Source organism: Streptomyces sp. NPDC101219, from assembly GCF_044767675.1.
Lineage (GTDB): Bacteria > Actinomycetota > Actinomycetes > Streptomycetales > Streptomycetaceae > Streptomyces.
The window spans coordinates 384637-400979 of the sequence record NZ_JBIWOK010000008.1 but is presented as its reverse complement, the minus strand read 5'-3'; the positions used below and the strand labels follow the sequence as shown (position 1 = coordinate 400979).

The 16343-nt window shown below is 74.3% G+C and carries 13 protein-coding genes, 1 tRNA gene and 1 riboswitch; of the genes, 6 read left to right on the top strand and 8 right to left on the bottom strand.

Annotated features, from left to right (window positions below):
* Positions 1-43 precede the first annotated feature (43 nt).
* Complete coding sequence (locus ACIRPP_RS19085; protein WP_403643915.1) at positions 44-1525, top strand: PrsW family intramembrane metalloprotease; 1482 nt, start codon at positions 44-46, stop codon at positions 1523-1525.
* Positions 1526-1590: 65 nt separating this feature from the next.
* Here ACIRPP_RS19085 and ACIRPP_RS19080 read toward each other — a convergent pair whose 3' ends face one another.
* The 5 genes from ACIRPP_RS19080 to ACIRPP_RS19060 all read right to left on the bottom strand — a co-directional run bounded on the left by ACIRPP_RS19080 (position 1591) and on the right by ACIRPP_RS19060 (position 6295).
* Entirely contained in the window at positions 1591-2616 is a 1026-nt protein-coding gene (locus ACIRPP_RS19080; protein WP_403643913.1) for a M23 family metallopeptidase, read from the bottom strand.
* Positions 2617-2628: 12 nt separating this feature from the next.
* A riboswitch (cyclic di-AMP (ydaO/yuaA leader) is annotated at positions 2629-2786 on the bottom strand.
* A gap of 401 nt (positions 2787-3187) precedes the next feature.
* A tRNA-Met gene (locus ACIRPP_RS19075) sits at positions 3188-3261 on the bottom strand.
* Between the two features lie 111 nt (positions 3262-3372).
* Positions 3373-4506, bottom strand: coding sequence for a dihydrofolate reductase family protein (locus tag ACIRPP_RS19070; protein ID WP_403643910.1), 1134 nt, complete (start codon positions 4504-4506; stop codon positions 3373-3375).
* A gap of 126 nt (positions 4507-4632) precedes the next feature.
* Positions 4633-5298 carry a response regulator transcription factor gene (locus tag ACIRPP_RS19065; protein ID WP_164332588.1) on the bottom strand — a complete coding sequence of 222 codons (666 nt, stop codon included), beginning with the start codon at positions 5296-5298 and terminating at the stop codon, positions 4633-4635.
* Positions 5299-5302: 4 nt separating this feature from the next.
* On the bottom strand, positions 5303-6295 hold the full coding sequence (locus ACIRPP_RS19060) for a HAMP domain-containing sensor histidine kinase (RefSeq protein ID WP_403643907.1): 993 nt from the start codon (positions 6293-6295) through the stop codon (positions 5303-5305).
* 508 nt (positions 6296-6803) lie between these two features.
* On the opposite strand from ACIRPP_RS19060, the gene ACIRPP_RS19055 reads away from it, so the two are divergent.
* From ACIRPP_RS19055 to ACIRPP_RS19035, 5 genes are all read left to right on the top strand, one after another.
* A complete protein-coding gene (locus tag ACIRPP_RS19055) occupies positions 6804-7106 on the top strand; it encodes a DUF3040 domain-containing protein (protein ID WP_403643905.1) in 303 nt (100 codons plus the stop codon).
* Positions 7107-8043: 937 nt separating this feature from the next.
* Positions 8044-9261, top strand: coding sequence for a cation:proton antiporter (locus ACIRPP_RS19050; protein WP_403643902.1), 1218 nt, complete (start codon positions 8044-8046; stop codon positions 9259-9261).
* A gap of 120 nt (positions 9262-9381) precedes the next feature.
* Entirely contained in the window at positions 9382-9819 is a 438-nt protein-coding gene (locus tag ACIRPP_RS19045; RefSeq protein WP_403643899.1) for a hypothetical protein, read from the top strand.
* Positions 9820-10088: 269 nt separating this feature from the next.
* A complete protein-coding gene (locus tag ACIRPP_RS19040) occupies positions 10089-10535 on the top strand; it encodes a hypothetical protein (RefSeq protein WP_403643896.1) in 447 nt (148 codons plus the stop codon).
* A gap of 161 nt (positions 10536-10696) precedes the next feature.
* Complete coding sequence (locus ACIRPP_RS19035; protein WP_403643893.1) at positions 10697-12526, top strand: glycoside hydrolase family 15 protein; 1830 nt, start codon at positions 10697-10699, stop codon at positions 12524-12526.
* Between the two features lie 111 nt (positions 12527-12637).
* On the opposite strand, the gene ACIRPP_RS19030 is transcribed toward ACIRPP_RS19035, so the two are convergent.
* The 3 genes from ACIRPP_RS19030 to ACIRPP_RS19020 form a co-directional block, all read right to left on the bottom strand.
* Positions 12638-13834 carry an FtsX-like permease family protein gene (locus ACIRPP_RS19030; RefSeq protein WP_403643890.1) on the bottom strand — a complete coding sequence of 399 codons (1197 nt, stop codon included), beginning with the start codon at positions 13832-13834 and terminating at the stop codon, positions 12638-12640.
* Positions 13831-14562, bottom strand: coding sequence for an ABC transporter ATP-binding protein (locus ACIRPP_RS19025; RefSeq protein WP_403643888.1), 732 nt, complete (start codon positions 14560-14562; stop codon positions 13831-13833). The genes ACIRPP_RS19030 and ACIRPP_RS19025 overlap by 4 nt, the downstream gene beginning before the upstream one ends.
* Before the next feature lie 98 nt (positions 14563-14660).
* Positions 14661-16334, bottom strand: coding sequence for a hypothetical protein (locus ACIRPP_RS19020; RefSeq protein WP_403643885.1), 1674 nt, complete (start codon positions 16332-16334; stop codon positions 14661-14663).
* Positions 16335-16343 lie beyond the last annotated feature (9 nt).

The following is a 16343-nucleotide window of genomic DNA, read 5'->3' as shown; positions in this document are numbered from 1 at the left end:
GCGCACCTGCGGGCGGCACCCCCGTCTCGTTAGGGTCGATGTCGTGGCCACCAGTCCCCCGCCGCCTCCCCACCCGGCCCCCGCCGGCACGGCGCTCCCGCCCGGTGGACCGGCGGGAGGCACCCGGCGGCACGCGCACTGGTGGCAGCGGCCCTGGATGCGGTACGGCGGGCCGGCCGCGCTGCTCGCCCTGTCGGGCCTGGTCATCCTGGCCCTGGTCCGCGAGCAGACCGGCACGGAGGGCTTCCTCGTCGGGCTGGGCCTCGCCGTCCTGCCGGTGCCGCTGCTGCTGGCCGCGTTCCGCTGGCTGGACCGGGTGGCGCCCGGCCCCTGGACCAACCTCGTCTTCGCGTTCGCCTGGGGTGCCTGCGCCGCCGCCCTGATGTCGATCGTCGCGAACAGCTTCGCCACCCGCTGGATCGCCACCGCCACCGCCGACCCGGCCCGGGCGGACACCCTCGGTGCGACCGTCATAGCCCCGGTGGTGGAGGAGAGCGCGAAGGCGGCCGCCGTCCTCCTCGTCTTCCTCTTCCGCAGACGTGACGTCGGCGGCATCCTCGACGGCGTGGTGATCGCCGGGGTCTCCGCCACCGGGTTCGCGTTCACCGAGAACATCCTCTACCTCGGCAACGCCTTCGGCACCGACCAGTTGACCGGGGACAGCGGCCTGGCGTCCCTCACCGCGGCCACCTTCTTCGTCCGCGCCGTGATGTCGCCGTTCGCGCACCCCCTGTTCACCGTGCTCACCGGCATCGGCTTCGGCCTCGCCGCCCTGTCCGGCGAGGGCCGCCGGGTGCGGCGCGTGCTGCTCCCGCTGACCGGGCTGGCGCTGGCGATGGGCCTGCACGCGCTGTGGAACGGCTCCTCGAACCTCGGCGAGTACGGCTTCTTCGCGGTCTACGCGGTGTTCATGGTGCCGCTGTTCGGGGTGCTGACGTGGCTGGTGGTGTGGACCCGGCAGCGGGAACTGCGCACCGTGCGCACGGAGCTGCCGGCCTATGTGGCCGCCGGGTGGCTGACCCCGGTGGAGCCGTTCGTGCTCGGCTCGATGCGGGCCCGGCGCCTCGCCCGGCAGTACGCCCGGCGGCACGGCGGCCGGGCCGCGGCCCGGGAGGTGGCGCGGTACGAGGCGTTCGCGACGTCCCTGGCCTTCCTGCGGCACCGGGGCGGCGCGGGGCGCGCACCGGCGGACTTCGTCGCCCGTGAGGGCGCCCTGCTCGGGGAGCTGTGGCGACGGCGGGGCAGGGCCCGCCCGGCACTGGAGCACGCGGCCCGGATCACCGCGCCGGTCTTCCGCGTGACAGGCCCGCCGCCCGGCCCCCACGGCCACGCTCCGGCCCACGGCTATGGCTATGGCTATGGCTACGGCTACGGCTACGGAGGGGGCTACGGCTACGGAGGCGGGTACGGCTACGGAGGCGGCTACGGCTACGGCCACCCCTACGTACTGCCGACGCACCCCGCCGGGCCGCATCCCGCGTCCGCGCCCGGGTGGCCCGGCTCGAACGGCCCCGGAAACACCTGACCGGCAGCCCGGACGCCCTGGGGGCGCCGTCGGGACTGCCGGTGGAGGGTCCGGAACGGGGTCCGTTACGGGTTGAGGCCCTTGCTGCGCAGCCAGGTCAGGGGGTCGATGCCGGAGGCGGAGCCCGAGGTGTGGACCTCCAGGTGCAGGTGGGCGCCGGTGGAGTTGCCGGTGGAGCCCACCCGGCCGATGACCTCGCCGGTGGTGACCTTCTGGCCGACGCTGACGCTGATCGAGGACTGGTGGGCGTACCAGATCTCGGTGCCGTCGTCGAGGGTCAGCACCGTCTTGTAGCCGTAGGAGCCGTCCCAGCCGGCGGAGGTGATGGTGCCGGTGTGGACGGCCTTGATCAGCGTGCCGCTGGGGGCGGCGAAGTCGAGGCCGGTGTGCTGGCCGGAGGACCAGTAGGCGCCGGCCTGACCGAAGGTCGAGGTGAGCGTGTAGGAGGAGGTCGGCAGCGCGTACTGGGTGGCCAGCTTGGCGAGGCGCTCGGCCTCGGCCTTCTTCTTCGCCTCCTCCTCGGCCTTTCGCTTCGCTTCCGCGGCCTTGGCCTTGGCCTCCTTCTCGGCCTTGGCGGCGGCCTGAGCGGCCTCCTTCTCGGCGGCGGCGACGGCAGCGGCGGCGGCCTTGCTCTCGGCCTGGTCCTGCTGCTGCTCGACCTGCGCCATGATCCGGCTGCGCAGTGCCTCGCCGGCGTTGCCCTGCTCGGCTTCGGCGCCGGCGGTGCCGATGCTGCTGAGCGGGGTGGCGGAGCCCTCGGGCGTTTCCTCGTCGGAGATGAGGGAACCCACGTTGGGGAGGTCGGGCATGGAGATGGAGACCGGCGGCTTGCCGGTCTGGGCGCTGGCCATGCCGCCGGCGCCGACGGCGGCTATGACGCCGACACCCAGGACGGTGGAGCTGCGGGCGAGTCCTCCGCCGCGCTGCTTGCTGACGCGATGCCGGCCGCGCACCGGGCGGACGGACTCCGCGGTGGGGTTCCACTCCTCGAAGGGGCCCTCGTCGGCGCGGACGCCGCCGTAGACGAAGGTGTCGCCGTCGCGCTGGCTCGGCATGAGAGGGGCCTCGGGGGCAGGCCGGTTCGACGCCACGTGGGCGTACTCCTTTCCTTCCTTCTCCGCCTACCGGGTTAGCTGACGGGTTCGGAGCAGGAAGGTCTCCTACGCGCGTATACCGCCCGTGTCTCCACGGGGGCATCCACGCGATTCACCCCAAGTTGGTGGTTCCCCGGTTCCCTTGCGGGATTCGGCGCGTGCGCACGGAGCCGACTCGTGTGACGGCTGGGACGACCGCGCTGCGTTATCGAACGTTAATAGACGTGGGGGCCTGATTCCAAGCGGTTCCTCTTGATCGTTAACGAATCCCGTACGGACTTACCCGCCACGAGCAGGCGAAAACGGGCGAGTTGACTCCACCTCGAATGAGGCCCGTTTTCTGACGGAGCGTCAATTGTTATCCCTGCGGGACGGCGCGGACACGGTGGGTGACCACGGAGGGTGAGCGAAGGAAGGGGCGCGCGCCGGCGTGAGGCGGGGAGGAAGGGGGGAAGCCTGGGAGGAACTCTCCGGCACTCCGGCGCGCCGGACGGGACGGACGGGACGGACGGGACGGAACGCACCGAGGGCCGGAATCCTGTTTCGGATTCCGGCCCTCGGCCTTCAGTAGCGGGGACAGGATTTGAACCTGCGACCTCTGGGTTATGAGCCCAGCGAGCTACCGAGCTGCTCCACCCCGCGTCGTTGTGATTCCAGTGTACGGCATCCGGGGAGCGCTTCGCGCACGCTTTTCCCCGGGCCCCTTTTCAACGGTGCTGCTCGCGCGGCCGACGGGCGGAGTGGAGGCCGTGCTCACCCTCCCGTCAGATGGGCGTTCGGCGCCTTGGCGCGGTCCTCCAGCTCCGGCACGACGACCACGGTGGCGCCCGCGGCCGTCAGCAGCCCGCTGCCGTCGGCGTCCGTGACGAAGGTGTCGGGCTCCCGCCACGCCGTGACCACTCGCCGCACCCCCGCGTCCAGCAGGAGCCGGGAGCAGGAGGCGGGCCGGGACGCGCGGCGGGCGCAGGGCTCCAGGCTGGAGTACACCGTGGCGGTGGCGAGCCGGGGGTCCGTGGGGTCGGTCCCGGCGAGCGCGACCTCCTCCGCGTGCGCCACCGGGTCGCCGCCCTCCCGGGAGTGACCGCGCGCCAGTTCCGTGCCGTCGGCCGCGACCACCACCGCGCCCACGCTGAACGCCGTCCGCGAGGGCGTGCACCGGGACGCCAGGTCGCAGGCGAGGGCGAGCCAGTGGCGGTCGGCGGCGGTGACCGTCGCGCCGGTCCCGGGCGCGGTGGGCTCGTAGCGCATCAGGACGACGTCGCCGATCTGCCGGGTCTCCAGCAGCCGCAGCCGGCCGGCCTGGTAGGAACCGGGGCCGAACAGGCGGGGCGCGTCGGGGTCGCCCACGAACAACGGCGCCACGACCAGCTGGAGTTCGTCGGCGAGGCCCTGGGTGACGAGCTGGGTGTGGATCAGGCCGCCGCCCTCCACCATGAGCCGGCGCACCCCGCGGACGTCGTGCAGGTGCTCCAGCAGGCGCCGCCAGTCCAGCTCCGCGCCGAGCGGGACGATGTCGGTGGCCGGTCCGAGGGCGCGGGCGCGCTCGGCGCCCCGGTCCGTCGTGTACAGGAGCTTGTCGCCGCCCGTGTGCCAGAAGCGGGCGGCCGGGTCCAGGTCGCCGGAGCCACTGACGGTGACCTTCAGCGGGTACTCCGGCCTGCCCTCGGCGACCCGGGCGGCGCGCCGCTCGGGCGAGTTGACCAGCAGCCGTGGGTTGTCGGCGCGCAGGGTGCCGGCTCCGACGAGCACCGCGTCCACCGAGGCCCGTACCTCGTCGACCCGGTCGAAGTCGGCCGGGCTGGACAGCAGCAGCCGTTCGGGGCCGGTGTCGTCCAGGTAGCCGTCGAGGGAGACGGCGGCGGACAGCAGGACGTACGGGTGGGGCATCGGCGTACTCCAGGACGGGGGCGGGTCGGCCGGGGCCGGGACGGTGCGGCTCGGGGCCAGTCTGGCAACCGCGCGGACGGCACCGGCCACCGGTCACCGTCCGCCCGACGGCGTCCCGGGCCGGCGTCAGGGCTCGATCAGTCCGACCCGGATCGCGTACCGGGTGAGTTCCAGGCGGTCTTTGAGGCCCAGTTTGGACAGCAGGTTCGCCCGGTGCCGCTCCACGGTCTTGGGGCTGATCGTGAGCAGGTCGGCGATCTGCTGGGAGGTGTGTCCCTCGGCGACCAGCTTCAGGATCTCCTCCTCCCGGTCCGTGATCGCTTTGGCCGGCACGTGCCCGCTGTCCCGGGTGAGGTCCAGGTAGTTGCGGATGAGGGCGTTGACCGCGCCCGGGTAGAGGAACGGCTCGCCCCGCATGGTGGCCCGGCACGCCTCGACGAGGTCGCGGTCGGCCACGGACTTGAGTACGTATCCGGACGCGCCGGCCCCGAGTGCCTCGAAGAAGAACTGCTCGTTGTCGTACATGGTCAGGATGAGTATCCGCGTCTCCGGCACCACGCGGGCGAGCTCGCGGGCCGCCTGGAGGCCGGTCAGCCGGGGCATGGCGATGTCGAGGATGGCCAGGTCGGGCCGGTGGGCGCGGGCCTGCTCGACGGCTTCGGCGCCGTCGTCGGCCTCGGCGACGACGGTCAGGTCGGGTTCGCCGTCGAGAATGAGACGTACCCCTCGGCGGACCAGCGCGTGGTCGTCGGCGAGGAGAATGCGGGTGGGGGCGGGGGCCTCGTCGGTCATGGGTTCAGTGTTTCCGGTCGGGGGCGTCGATCACGGGGGTCCACGTCGGTGCGGGTCCCCGTACGGGGACGGGGACGGTCAGGCGTACTTCGGTGCCGCCGCCGGATGCCGGGCCCACGTCGAGGTCGGCGCCGATCAGCAGGGCGCGTTCGCGCATCCCGCGGATGCCCGCTCCCTCGGCCGCGTCGACGATGCCGCGGCCGTCGTCGCGGACCCACAGCTCGACGCCTCCGGGGATGCGCCGCAGGGCGATCCCGGCGCGCCGGGCGCGCGCGTGGCGGACCACGTTGGTCAGTCCTTCCTGGGCGACCCGGTACAGGACCAGTTCAGCCTCCGGGCCCAGCTCGGGCAGGTCCGGGTCGAGCCAGTGCTGCACGCTCAGGCCCTCCCCGCCGAACTCGGTGGCGAGCGACTTCAGGGCGCTGACCAGGCCCAGCTCGTCCAGCACCCCGGGGCGCAGGCGGCGGGCGATGCGCCGGATCTCGTCCAGGCTGCTGCGCGTGGTCTCCTGCACCAGGCGCAGTTCCTCCTGCAGATCCTCGGGGGCGTGGTCGGTGACCCGCTTCAGCTGCAGCAGCACGGCGGTGAGGCTCTGCCCGACCTCGTCGTGCAGCTCCTGGGCGATGCGGCGGCGTTCGCCCTCCTGCGCGGACAGGGCGCGGGCGCTGCTCGTGGCGCGCTCGTCCTCCAGCCGGTCCAGCATCGTGTTGTACGTGCTGATCAGTTCGGCGATCTCCCCGCCCCCGGAGACCTCGGGGCGGCGCCCGGGGCGGAGCAGGTCGGTGGTGGTCATGGCACGGGTGAGGCGGTCCAGCGGGGCGAGGCCGACCCGCAGCAGCAGGGCGTTGGCACCGAGCATGGCGGCCAGTCCGACCGTGAGCACCGCGGCCTCGGTCAGCAGCACCGGGGTGGAGACGGTGACCGGACCGAGCAGCAGGGCGGTGGCGGTGATCAGCACGATCGCGTTCAGCAGGAAGATCCGCCAGAACAGTGGCACCCGTTACCGCCTCCTCGCCCTGCCCACCGCGGGCCTGTTGTCGTAGGCTCCCGGTGTCTCCCCGGCCGGCCGGAGCCGGACAGCGCGTCGGACGTCCGACGGAAGCCGTCGCGGACCGCGGACCGGCGGGACACGGCCGCGGGCCGACACGTCCCAGCGTGAGCGCTGTTCCACCGGTGCGCCATCCGTCTCAGTCCCCATTTTGCCCCGCCGCGACATGCAGACACCGGGCGATCTGCAGGGTGCACCCCCACGAAGATGAGGGCTGGAGCCAATGGTGGCGGAGGCCCCCGTACGGGACCCTTGAATTCAAGGGAAGCCCGGCTTCGCCGTACCCCCACCGAACCGGATGACCACGTCGTCCGGCGGGCACGCTCCCCTTGCGTCGGCCCGGGTTCGGGGGCCGACCGTTCAGCTTGCGCCCGGCGTCGCGGGACCGACGCCCGGCGTCTCTCAGAGGTGGCGACCGGGTGCCGTCGGGCTGCCACCGTGTCGGGAAGGAGGAGACGTGCCCCAGTCCGATGACAAGCGCCTCGTCGATCTCGCGGCCCGCATCGAGCAGGAGGACCCGCGCTTCGCCCGCTCCCTGTCCAACGGACGCCCGGCGCCGCCGCGCGAGTACCGGCGCAAGCGTGCCTGGTGGGTACTGGGCATCGGACTGGTCCTGCTGGTCGCCGGCCTGATCATGCCGGACGGCCTGCTCATCGCCGCGGGCCTGGTGCTCAGCGGCATCGGCGTGCAGCTCTTCGACCCGTATCCGCCGCGGCGGCGTGACGGCGCGACGGAGCACCGCGGGCACCCCTCCCGCTGACGGCGCGGACGCGTCGGCCGCTGCGGACACACGGCCGACGCTACGGATACGGCCGACGCTGCGGGCATGGCCGACGCGGTGGATACGGCCGACGCTGCGGGCGCGGTGGAGGGGCTCCGTGGTGACCGCCCGCTGCCGGACTGCTGTCGGCCTGCTGTCGGCTCTTGGCCGGCTCTCGCCGGCTCCCGGTCGGCCTGCGCTCGGCGCGGCCGTCTCGGGTACGTGATGTCGCCGGTATTCGGCACGATCAGCGGTCCATTTATTCGCATATGTGAATTTTTGCCCAGGCGCATCCCGATATGGGGTGCGCTAAAATTTTGCCAAGCGCTTACGCTCCGTTGAGCCGCGTTCCGCTCGTTCGTCGAGCGTTGAGCACGTTCCCCCGGAAGCGCCGGGTCTTCGGCGCCGGGGGCAGTGGGTGCGGGGGCCGGTCGTCGTCGACCGGCCGCTACCCGGTCGGTCGACCACGGCCGGCTGACAGCGTTCGGTGACGACCGGCCACGCCGGTGAGACATGGGCAGGGGGCGTGACATGGGTCGAGTGATCCCCATACGTGTCGACAACGCCGCCCGCGACCGCCTCCCCGATACCGGCAGCGTCGTGCACCGCCCCCTCGGCCGCGCACCGCGCTGACCCCTCTCCACCGCGCCACCGGCGGAACCGGCCCGGCCCGGGACCGCCCCGCATCCTCCCGCCCTCACCCACCAGGACCGCGACCCGGCGACCCCCGGCTCCACGAGCCGTCCGCGCGAGGACCGAACAGGCCCCGGCCCTCCGCTCCCCTCCGCGCGCCGCGACCCCGTGACGCCCCGTCCGACCGACCGACCGCCCACCGACCGGCGCGACCGGCCACCACCCGGCCCCACCGGCACGCGACCGGCACCGCCCCGGGGCACAGACGCCGCCACCGCACCCACCCCACGGAGGACAGACGCCCGTGCACAACACCACGGCCATGCTCATCGAACTCGGCGCGATCATCCTCGCCCTCGGCCTGCTGGGCCGCCTCGCCGGACGGGTCGGCTTCTCGCCCATACCCCTGTACCTGCTCGCCGGCCTGGCCTTCGGCCACGGCGGCATCCTGCCCCTGCAGGCCAGTGAGGAGTTCGTCGCCACCGGTGCGGAGATCGGCGTCATCCTGCTGCTGCTCATGCTGGGCCTGGAGTACAGCGCCTCCGACCTCGTCACCACCCTCAAGACGCAGTACCCCTCCGGTGCGGTCGACTTCGTGCTGAACGCCGCGCCCGGTGCCGTCGCCGCCCTGCTCCTCGGCTGGGGCCCGGTGGGCGCCATCGCCCTGGCCGGCGTGACGTGGATCTCCTCATCGGGCGTCATCGCCAAGGTGCTCGGCGACCTCGGCCGGGTCGGCAACCGGGAAACCCCCGTGATCCTCGGCGTGCTGGTCCTCGAGGACCTCGCCATGGCCGTCTACCTGCCGATCCTCACCGCCCTGCTGGCCGGGGTGAGCCTCGCGGGCGGCAGCCTCACCCTGCTGATCTCCCTGGGCACCGTCGGCGCCGTCCTCTACATCGCCCTGCGCCACGGGCGGATCGTCAGCCGCGCCGTCTCGTCCGACAACCCCGAGATGCTGCTGCTGGTCGTGCTGGGGCTGACGCTGCTGGTCGCGGGCGTCGCGCAGCACCTCCAGGTCTCGGCCGCCGTCGGCGCCTTCCTCGTCGGCATCGCGCTGTCCAAGGAGGTCGCCGAGGGCGCACACCACCTGCTGTCGCCCCTGCGGGACCTGTTCGCCGCGGTGTTCTTCGTCTTCTTCGGCCTGCACACGGACCCGTCGAACATCCCGCCCGTGCTGGTCCCGGCCCTCGCCCTGGCCGTCGTCACCGTGCTCACCAAGATCGCCACCGGTTACTGGGCGGCCCGCCGCGCGGGCGTCTCGGTGGCCGGACGCTGGCGGGCCGGCGGCACGCTGGTGGCGCGCGGCGAGTTCTCCATCGTCATCGCCGGGCTCGCCGTCGGCACGGAGCCGCGCATCGGCCCCCTGGCCACGGCGTACGTCCTGATCCTGGTCGTCGTCGGCCCGCTCGCCGCCCGTTGGACCGAGCCGCTGGCCCGCCGTCTCACGGGGCGCACCCCGGGCGGCCCGAACAGCACCGGCACGCCCGTCGAGGAGACGGCACCGGTCCACGCCGGTGGGTGAGCGGCCGGAGGGCCGGGCGGTCCGTGAACCGGAGCGGGACGCACGCCCCGCCCGCGCGGCCGGCCGGCCGTCCCGGTGTCCGGCACCGCGGAGGACCGGTCCCGGAAGGGGAACGTCGGCATGATCGAGTGGGTGACGCTGGGCACCGGGCCCCGACCGGTGCCCCGGCCGGTGGCGACGCCGCTGGTGTGGGCCGGGGCCTTCGCCGGTGCGCCGCTGCTGGTGGCGCTGACGAACCTGCTCGCCGGCTCCCACGGCCCCGCGCACCCGGCGCTCGCGCTGGCCGCCCTGTCCGTCCTGGCCGCCGTCCTCGGCGTCTGCGCCCGGTTCACCGCGGCACCGGGTACCGCCCTGCTGTGCTGGCTGTTCCTCAACGGCTTCGCCCTGCCGCCCGCGGGCGCCCTCAGCTGGACCGGCCCGCGTGACACCGCCTGGCTCGGCTGTCTGCTGGGCGCCGCCCTGGCCGGCACGACCGTCTCCCGGCTCGCCCACGCCCGCGCGGCCCACCACCGCCTGACGACGGCCGGCCAGGACCCGGACGACGGCCGGCTCCTCTGACCCCCGGTCGGCCCTGACACCCGGGCCCCCTGACACCCGGACCCCCTGACACCCGGCTCCTCTGCCCCCGGCTCCTTTGACACCCGACCGCCCCCTGACACCCGGCCCCCTGACGCCCGGGCCGCGCCGCCCCTCCCCGCTGCCCGCCGCGACGGCGCCCCCACCCGTTCGGCGCAACCCGTGTGGTCTCCGGTGCCGTCCGGGCGGAGGGTCGGAGGGGCCGACGGGCGGTGTCCGTACCACCCGCCCCCAGAGAAACGGGGTGCCTCATGACCGCACAGCCACACTCCGGTCCGCCCGGAGGCGGCTACCGGCCGGCCTCGCCCGAGGGCGCCGCCTGGGCCGCCGGGGGCGCGACCTTCGCCGGTGTCCTGCTCCTGCTGAACGGCGTCCTGGCCATGTTCCAGGGCATCGCCGCCATCGTCGAGGACGACGTCTACGCCCGGATCGGCGGCTACGTCTACGAGGTCAGCCTCGTCGGCTGGGGGTGGATCCTGCTCGTCCTCGGCATCGTCGCCGCCGTGGTCGGCTGGGGCATCCTCTCGGGCCGGGAGTGGGCCAGGGCCACGGGCATCGCGCTGGCGTCGCTGAGCCTGGTGGCCCAGTTCCTGTTCCTGCCGTACGCGCCGGTCTGGTCGGTGATCATGATGGCCATCAACCTCTTCGTCATCTGGTCCCTGGCGAACGCCGTCCCGACCGCCACGCCCCCGGAGTGACCTCACCGCCCCGAGTGTGACCCCGCGGCCCCGGCCGACCTCGCGGGCCGTGCGCTGAGCGGCCCACGGGCCCAGAGGACCGACCCCGCTAACCCGAAGCGACCCGCGCGCGTCTCTCCCCGGCCACGAGCCCTTCCGCTCCGCACGACAAGGCGGACCCCATGCGGCGCTACCCTCCCATCGCCGACCACGGCCTGGTGGGCGACCTGCAGACCGCGGCACTGGTCTCCTCCGACGGTGTCGTCGACTGGTGGTGCGCCCCCCGCTTCGACTCGCCCAGCCTCTTCGCCGCCCTCCTCGACCACGACCGCGGCGGCCACTTCGCCCTCACCGTCGACGGACCGGACGTGACCACCCGTCAGCTGTACCTCGCCGACACGGCCGTGCTCGTCACCCGCTTCCTCACCCCGGACGGGGTCGGCGAGGTCGTCGACTTCATGCCCGTCGAACAGCCGGAGACGGCGACGGACCGGCACCGCCTGATCCGGGTGCTGCGGGTGACCCGCGGCCGGGTCCGCTTCCGCCTCGACTGCCGCCCGCGCTTCGACTACGCCCGGGCCCCGCACCGCCTCCACCTGCGCCCGGAGGCGGCCACCGCGCACTTCGCCGGCCCCGGCACCGACGCCCACCTGCAGGCCCTCGGCCCCGTCCCCCTGGAACGCGACGGCGACGACGTCCGCGCCACCGTGGAACTGGCCCAGGGCGAACGGGCCGCCGCGATCCTCACCGTCTGCGCCGCCGGATCCGCGCCGCCCGCTCCGCCCACCCCCGAGTCCGTCCGCGCCGACTTCGACGACACGTGGGCGTTCTGGCACCGCTGGATCCGCCGCAGCCGCTACCGGGGCCGCTGGCAGGACACCGTCAACCGGTCGGCCATCACGCTCAAGCTGCTCACCTACGCCCCCACCGGAGCCCCCGTCGCGGCGGCCACCGCCGGCCTGCCCGAACAGCTCGGCGGCGAACGGAACTGGGACTACCGCTACACCTGGGTGCGGGACGCCTCCCTGTCGCTGGACGCCCTGCTCGGCCTCGGCTTCACCGACGAGGCCCAGGCCTTCCGCCTCTGGCTCGCCGAGCGCATCAAGCAGGACCACACCGTCACCGGCGAACCCCTGCAGATCATGTACCGGGTCGACGGCGACCCCCACCTCACCGAGGAGACACTCGACCACCTTGAGGGCTACCGCGGCTCGGCCCCCGTACGCATCGGCAACGGCGCCGCGGGCCAGCTCCAGCTCGACATCTACGGCGAGGCCATCCACGCCCTCTCCAACAGCCGGGCCCCCGTCCACGGGGCCGGCTACGACGGCTGGCTCGCCCTGTCCGGCGTCCTGGACTGGCTCACCGACCACTGGGACCGCCCCGACGAGGGCATCTGGGAAACCCGGGGCGGGCGGCGGCACTTCACCTACAGCCGCCTGATGTGCTGGGCGGCCTTCGACCGTGGCATCCGCCTCGCCCGCGACCTGGCCCGCCCGGCCGACGTCGCCGCCTGGACCACCGCCCGCGACGCCGTCTTCCGCCAGATCATGGACCGCGGCTGGAGCCCGGCCCGGCAGGCCTTCGTCCAGCACTACGACACCGACGTCCTCGACGCCTCCCTGCTCCTGATGCCCGCCGTCGGCTTCGTCGCCCCCCGCGACCCGCGCTGGCTGTCCACCCTCGACGCCATGGAGACCGACCTCGTCTCCGACAGCCTCGTCTACCGCTACGACCCCGCCGCCTCCCCCGACGGCCTGCGCGGCAGCGAGGGCACCTTCTCCCTGTGCAGCTTCCTCTACGTCGACGCCCTGGCCCGCGCCGGCCGCCCCGGCCAGGCCCGCTACGCCTTCGACAAGATGCTCACCTACGCCAACCACGTCGGCCTCTTCGCCGAGGAGATCGGCCCCACGGGAGAACAACTGGGCAACTTCCCCCAGGCGTTCACCCACCTCGCCCTCATCACCGCCGCCCTCGCCCTCGACGAGGAACTGGACCGGGCGGAGTCGTGAGCCCCGACGGGGACGGGGCCGTCGCTGGGGGCCGTCCCTGCGGGGGCCGTCCGTCCCTGGGGGGCCGAGGGCGGCGGGCTCGCCCCCGGGAGCATGCCGGGCGGCGCGTGCTCAGCCGTGGGCACGCGCCGTGAGATACGGGTCCCGGCGCAGCACCTCACGGCTGCCGAGCAGGGTGCCCGCGGCCAGCCCGACAGCGGGAAGCACCAGCGCCGACCCGACCCACAGCGGCCCCGGCAGCGCGTCGGCCAGGGAGATCGGCAGCCCGAGCACCCCGCTCAGTGGACCGGCCAGGGCCACCGAGAGAGCCGTACCGGCGACCGCGCCGACCACCCCGGCCACCCCACCGGACAGCAGTGCCTCGCCCAGCAGGATCCGCCGTAGCTCCGGCCGGCCGGTGCCCAGGATCCGCAGCACGGCGAACTGCCCGAGCCGGGCCCGTGCACTGTCCGCGGCCCGGACGGCGCCGAGCCCCACGGCGGCCAGCGCCAGCAACGCCAGCCCGACGCGCACGGCGAGATCCGCCGCCCCGAACAGCCCGGGCAGGCGGCGCACCCGGTCCGACACGGGGGACGCCGAGAAGCCCTCCGCACGGAGCGCGTCGGCGACCTCCGCCACCCGTCTCTGGTGCTCGACCACCACGACGGCGGACCGCGCCCCCTCCTTCTTCCGGAACCCCTCGCGGTCCTGTCCCGCCCGGGCGGCGGCCAGGGAGGCGGCCGTGTCCTCGGACAGGTAGGCCACGTCCGGGCCGTCGGCCTGCCAGCTCGGGTCGTACAGGGCGACGACCCTCAGCTTGATCACCGCGGTGGTGCCGGACCCGTCACCCGTCGCCCGGGTGTGGCCGAAGGCGACGGTCCGGCCGAACAGCGGCGCGAAGTCGGTGCCCTGGGCGGTCGCCGGGAGCACGACGTCCTTCGGGCCGAGCTCTTCGGGGACCGCTCCCTCGATGACCGGCACGTCGTCGCCCGGTGTCAGCGTGCGGCTCGTCAGGTCGTACGTCCCCTCCTCCTCGGCGTAGAGCACGGAGGAGTAGTCGGCGACCACCTGCCGGACACCCGCCACGCGTTCGGCCTCCCGGAGTGCGGCGGTGGTGAGCGGCCGGACCGAGGCGTCGCCCTCGAAGGAGGAGAGCTCGATCTGTGTGAGACCGCCCGATGCCAGCACGTCCCGCTCGACGGCGCCCGCGGCACCGCCCGCCACCCCGCCGGACAGCGTCACCAGCGCGGCGAGCACGGTGAGCATGGGCACCGACCTGCGCAGCGACCGCCCGTCGCGCCTCCAGGTGTGCAGACTCCACCGGCTCATGCGGGCTCCCCCTCACGGACCGTACCCGGCGTTCCCGCCGCCCGGGCTTCCACGGCCGACAGCACGCCCTCGTCCAGCACATGACGCCGGTCGCAGGCTCCGGTGACGGCCGTGTCGTGCGTGACGACGAGAACAGCGGCGCCCCGCTCCGCACAGGCCCGCAGGGACCGCAGCACGGACCGCGCGGTCGCCGGGTCGAGCCCGGCCGTCGGCTCGTCGGCGAGCACCAGCACCGGCTGCTTGACCGCGGCCCGGGCTACGGCGACGCGCTGCCGCTGGCCGCCGGAGAGCTCGGCGACCGGGGAGTCGACGAGGTCGCCCATACCGAGGTCGCCGAGCAGGTCCCGGGCCACGGTGCGGTGCCGGGCGAGACGGGGTCCGAAGGCCGCGGCCACGTTCTCCCAGGCGTTGAGGAACGGCAGCAGTCCCAGGTCCTGCAGGACGATGCCGATGGCACGCCGACGCAGGCGGTCCCGCTCGGCGGCCGGCAGCGCGTGGGTGGCGGCACCGTCGATGTGCAACGAGCCGGCGGCCGGGGACAGGATCAGGCCGAGGACGGCGAGCAGCGTGCTCTTCCCCGAGCCCGAGGGCCCCTCGACGGCGGTCATGGTCCCCGCTCCGAGCGTGAGATCCGCGCGTTTCACCCCTCCGCCGGACGTGTAGGAGAAGGCCAGCCCCTCGGCCGCGACGGCGGGGGGAGACGCGGTGTTCATGGGGTGGGTGTCCATGGAGTGAGGGCCCTTCGAGTGGGGGACGGGGCCGGAGCGGGACCCGGCCCGGCGGTGACGGCTTCGGACGCTTCTGTCGCGGACGCCAGTGGTCCGGCTCAGGCGAGGAGGTAGTAGGCGGCCCGGGTGGCCTCGGCGGTGGCCGTGCCGCCGGGAGCCGGGGCGTAGAGGTCCGGGTGCGCGGCGTCCCTGTGCCGTTCCAGGAGGCGGGGAATCTCCTCCCACAGGGCCTGCGGCACCGTCTGCTCGGAGGCGAGCGCCGCCTGGACCGCGGCGGAGGCGAACACCAACTCCCCCTTGCGCAGCAAATCGCGTGCTTGGGCCACCAGATCGGTGCCCCGGGTGAGCCGTTCTGCCTGGACGGCGCATCCCGCGTCGGCGAGCACCGTGATCACGCGCAGGGACCGGGGGGACAGGGTCCGGGAGCCAGCGTCGGGGAGTTCGACCGAGGTGCGGGGGCATCCCGAGGCGAACTCGGCGCGGACCGCCATGGCGCCGTACCAGCCCCGCTCGTTCGCGTTCGTCAGGCGGGCCGGAACCTTCCGCCCCGCTGCTTCCCGCCGCCCCCGCTCGTCCTGCGGTCCGCAGGCCAGGTTCAGCCGGTGACACGTCATGGCGAGCGGCACCCGGTCCGACGGATCGAGCCGGGGGTCGGAACCCAGTTCCTTCAGCCGCTTCGTCAACCAGCCCGGAACGTCGCCCTGTCGGCCGGCCGCAGTGAGGGCGCCCGCCGCGTGGTAGGTGGCGGTGAGTGTGCCCATCTGCTCCGGTGACTTGGCGACCAGCCCGTCCGGCCGGACGTCCGCCAGGGCGGGCGGCGGCTCGGAGGACGCGGCAGCACCGGAGGAGCGCCGTGGCGCGGAGGACGAAGCGGCGGGGCCCAGAGCGAGGGCCCGCCGGACCAGCCAGCGGGTCTGGGTGTCGCGGTCACCGAGCGCCGACCGCAGACACGAGCGTGTCTCGTCCGTCACCCTCTGCCGCAGCAACGTCAACGCCGCCCGCTGCATGGGCTCGACGCGACCGCAGCCGCCCTCCAGGACGCCGCCGGCATCCCGCAGAGCCCGTGTGGCGCGGCCCTCGACCCCGGCCCCGCGCAGCGCCTCGACGGCGTAGAGCACCGGTACCGCCTCCGCAGTCCGCGCGGCGTCCGCCGCGAGCCGGGTCAAGGCGGCACGCGGTACGTCGCCGTCGCGGCCCAGACACGTCAGGGTCTGCAGGAACGCGGCTCTGGTGGCGAGAGAGGTCAGCGGGTCGTCGCCGTCCTCCTCCGGGTGGCGCAGACGGGCGAGTGCCTCCCGCTCCGCCTCGCCCCTGATGCCCGCCCGGTCCAGCACCGCCGCGGCCCCGGCGGGCGACGTACCGCCCGCCCCGCCCAGGGAGAGGCAGACGTAGTGAGCACGCCAGGCCGGGGTGTCCAGGGCGTCGGTCCGGGCGAGGTCCGCCAGCGCATCCGGGCGGACCTCGGGAACACGCTCTCCGCTGCCGTGCCGCGCGGCCAGACCGGCCTCCAGGCGCCCGTACGCGGTGGGATACAGCGCCGGATCCCGGCCGACGTCCGCGCGCGTCGACCGGACCAGGTCGTTCGCCCCGCGCAGGGCGTCGAGTTGTGCGGCCAGCCCACCGCCGGGCCGACCGGGCCGCTCCACCGGCCCGCCGCCGGCCACCACGACCCCCACGGCGACGGCGGCCGTCGCCACGACCGCGGTCACCACCGGCGCGCGCGTCCCGCGCCCCTGGCGCACTCGGCCGAGGGCGTTCCGGACGTTCCTCATGCGGTACCT

Bases quoted from the DNA above. Each gene is read 5' to 3' on its own strand.
- ACIRPP_RS19065 (WP_164332588.1), bottom strand. From the start codon at position 5,298: ATGACCGACGAGGCCCCCGCCCCCACCCGCATTCTCCTCGCCGACGAC.
- ACIRPP_RS19070 (WP_403643910.1), bottom strand. From the start codon at position 4,506: ATGCCCCACCCGTACGTCCTGCTGTCCGCCGCCGTCTCCCTCGACGGC.
- ACIRPP_RS19030 (WP_403643890.1), bottom strand. From the start codon at position 13,834: ATGAGCCGGTGGAGTCTGCACACCTGGAGGCGCGACGGGCGGTCGCTG.
- ACIRPP_RS19045 (WP_403643899.1), top strand. From the start codon at position 9,382: ATGATCGAGTGGGTGACGCTGGGCACCGGGCCCCGACCGGTGCCCCGG.
- ACIRPP_RS19025 (WP_403643888.1), bottom strand. From the start codon at position 14,562: ATGGACACCCACCCCATGAACACCGCGTCTCCCCCCGCCGTCGCGGCC.
- ACIRPP_RS19035 (WP_403643893.1), top strand. From the start codon at position 10,697: ATGCGGCGCTACCCTCCCATCGCCGACCACGGCCTGGTGGGCGACCTG.
- ACIRPP_RS19040 (WP_403643896.1), top strand. From the start codon at position 10,089: ATGACCGCACAGCCACACTCCGGTCCGCCCGGAGGCGGCTACCGGCCG.
- ACIRPP_RS19020 (WP_403643885.1), bottom strand. From the start codon at position 16,334: ATGAGGAACGTCCGGAACGCCCTCGGCCGAGTGCGCCAGGGGCGCGGG.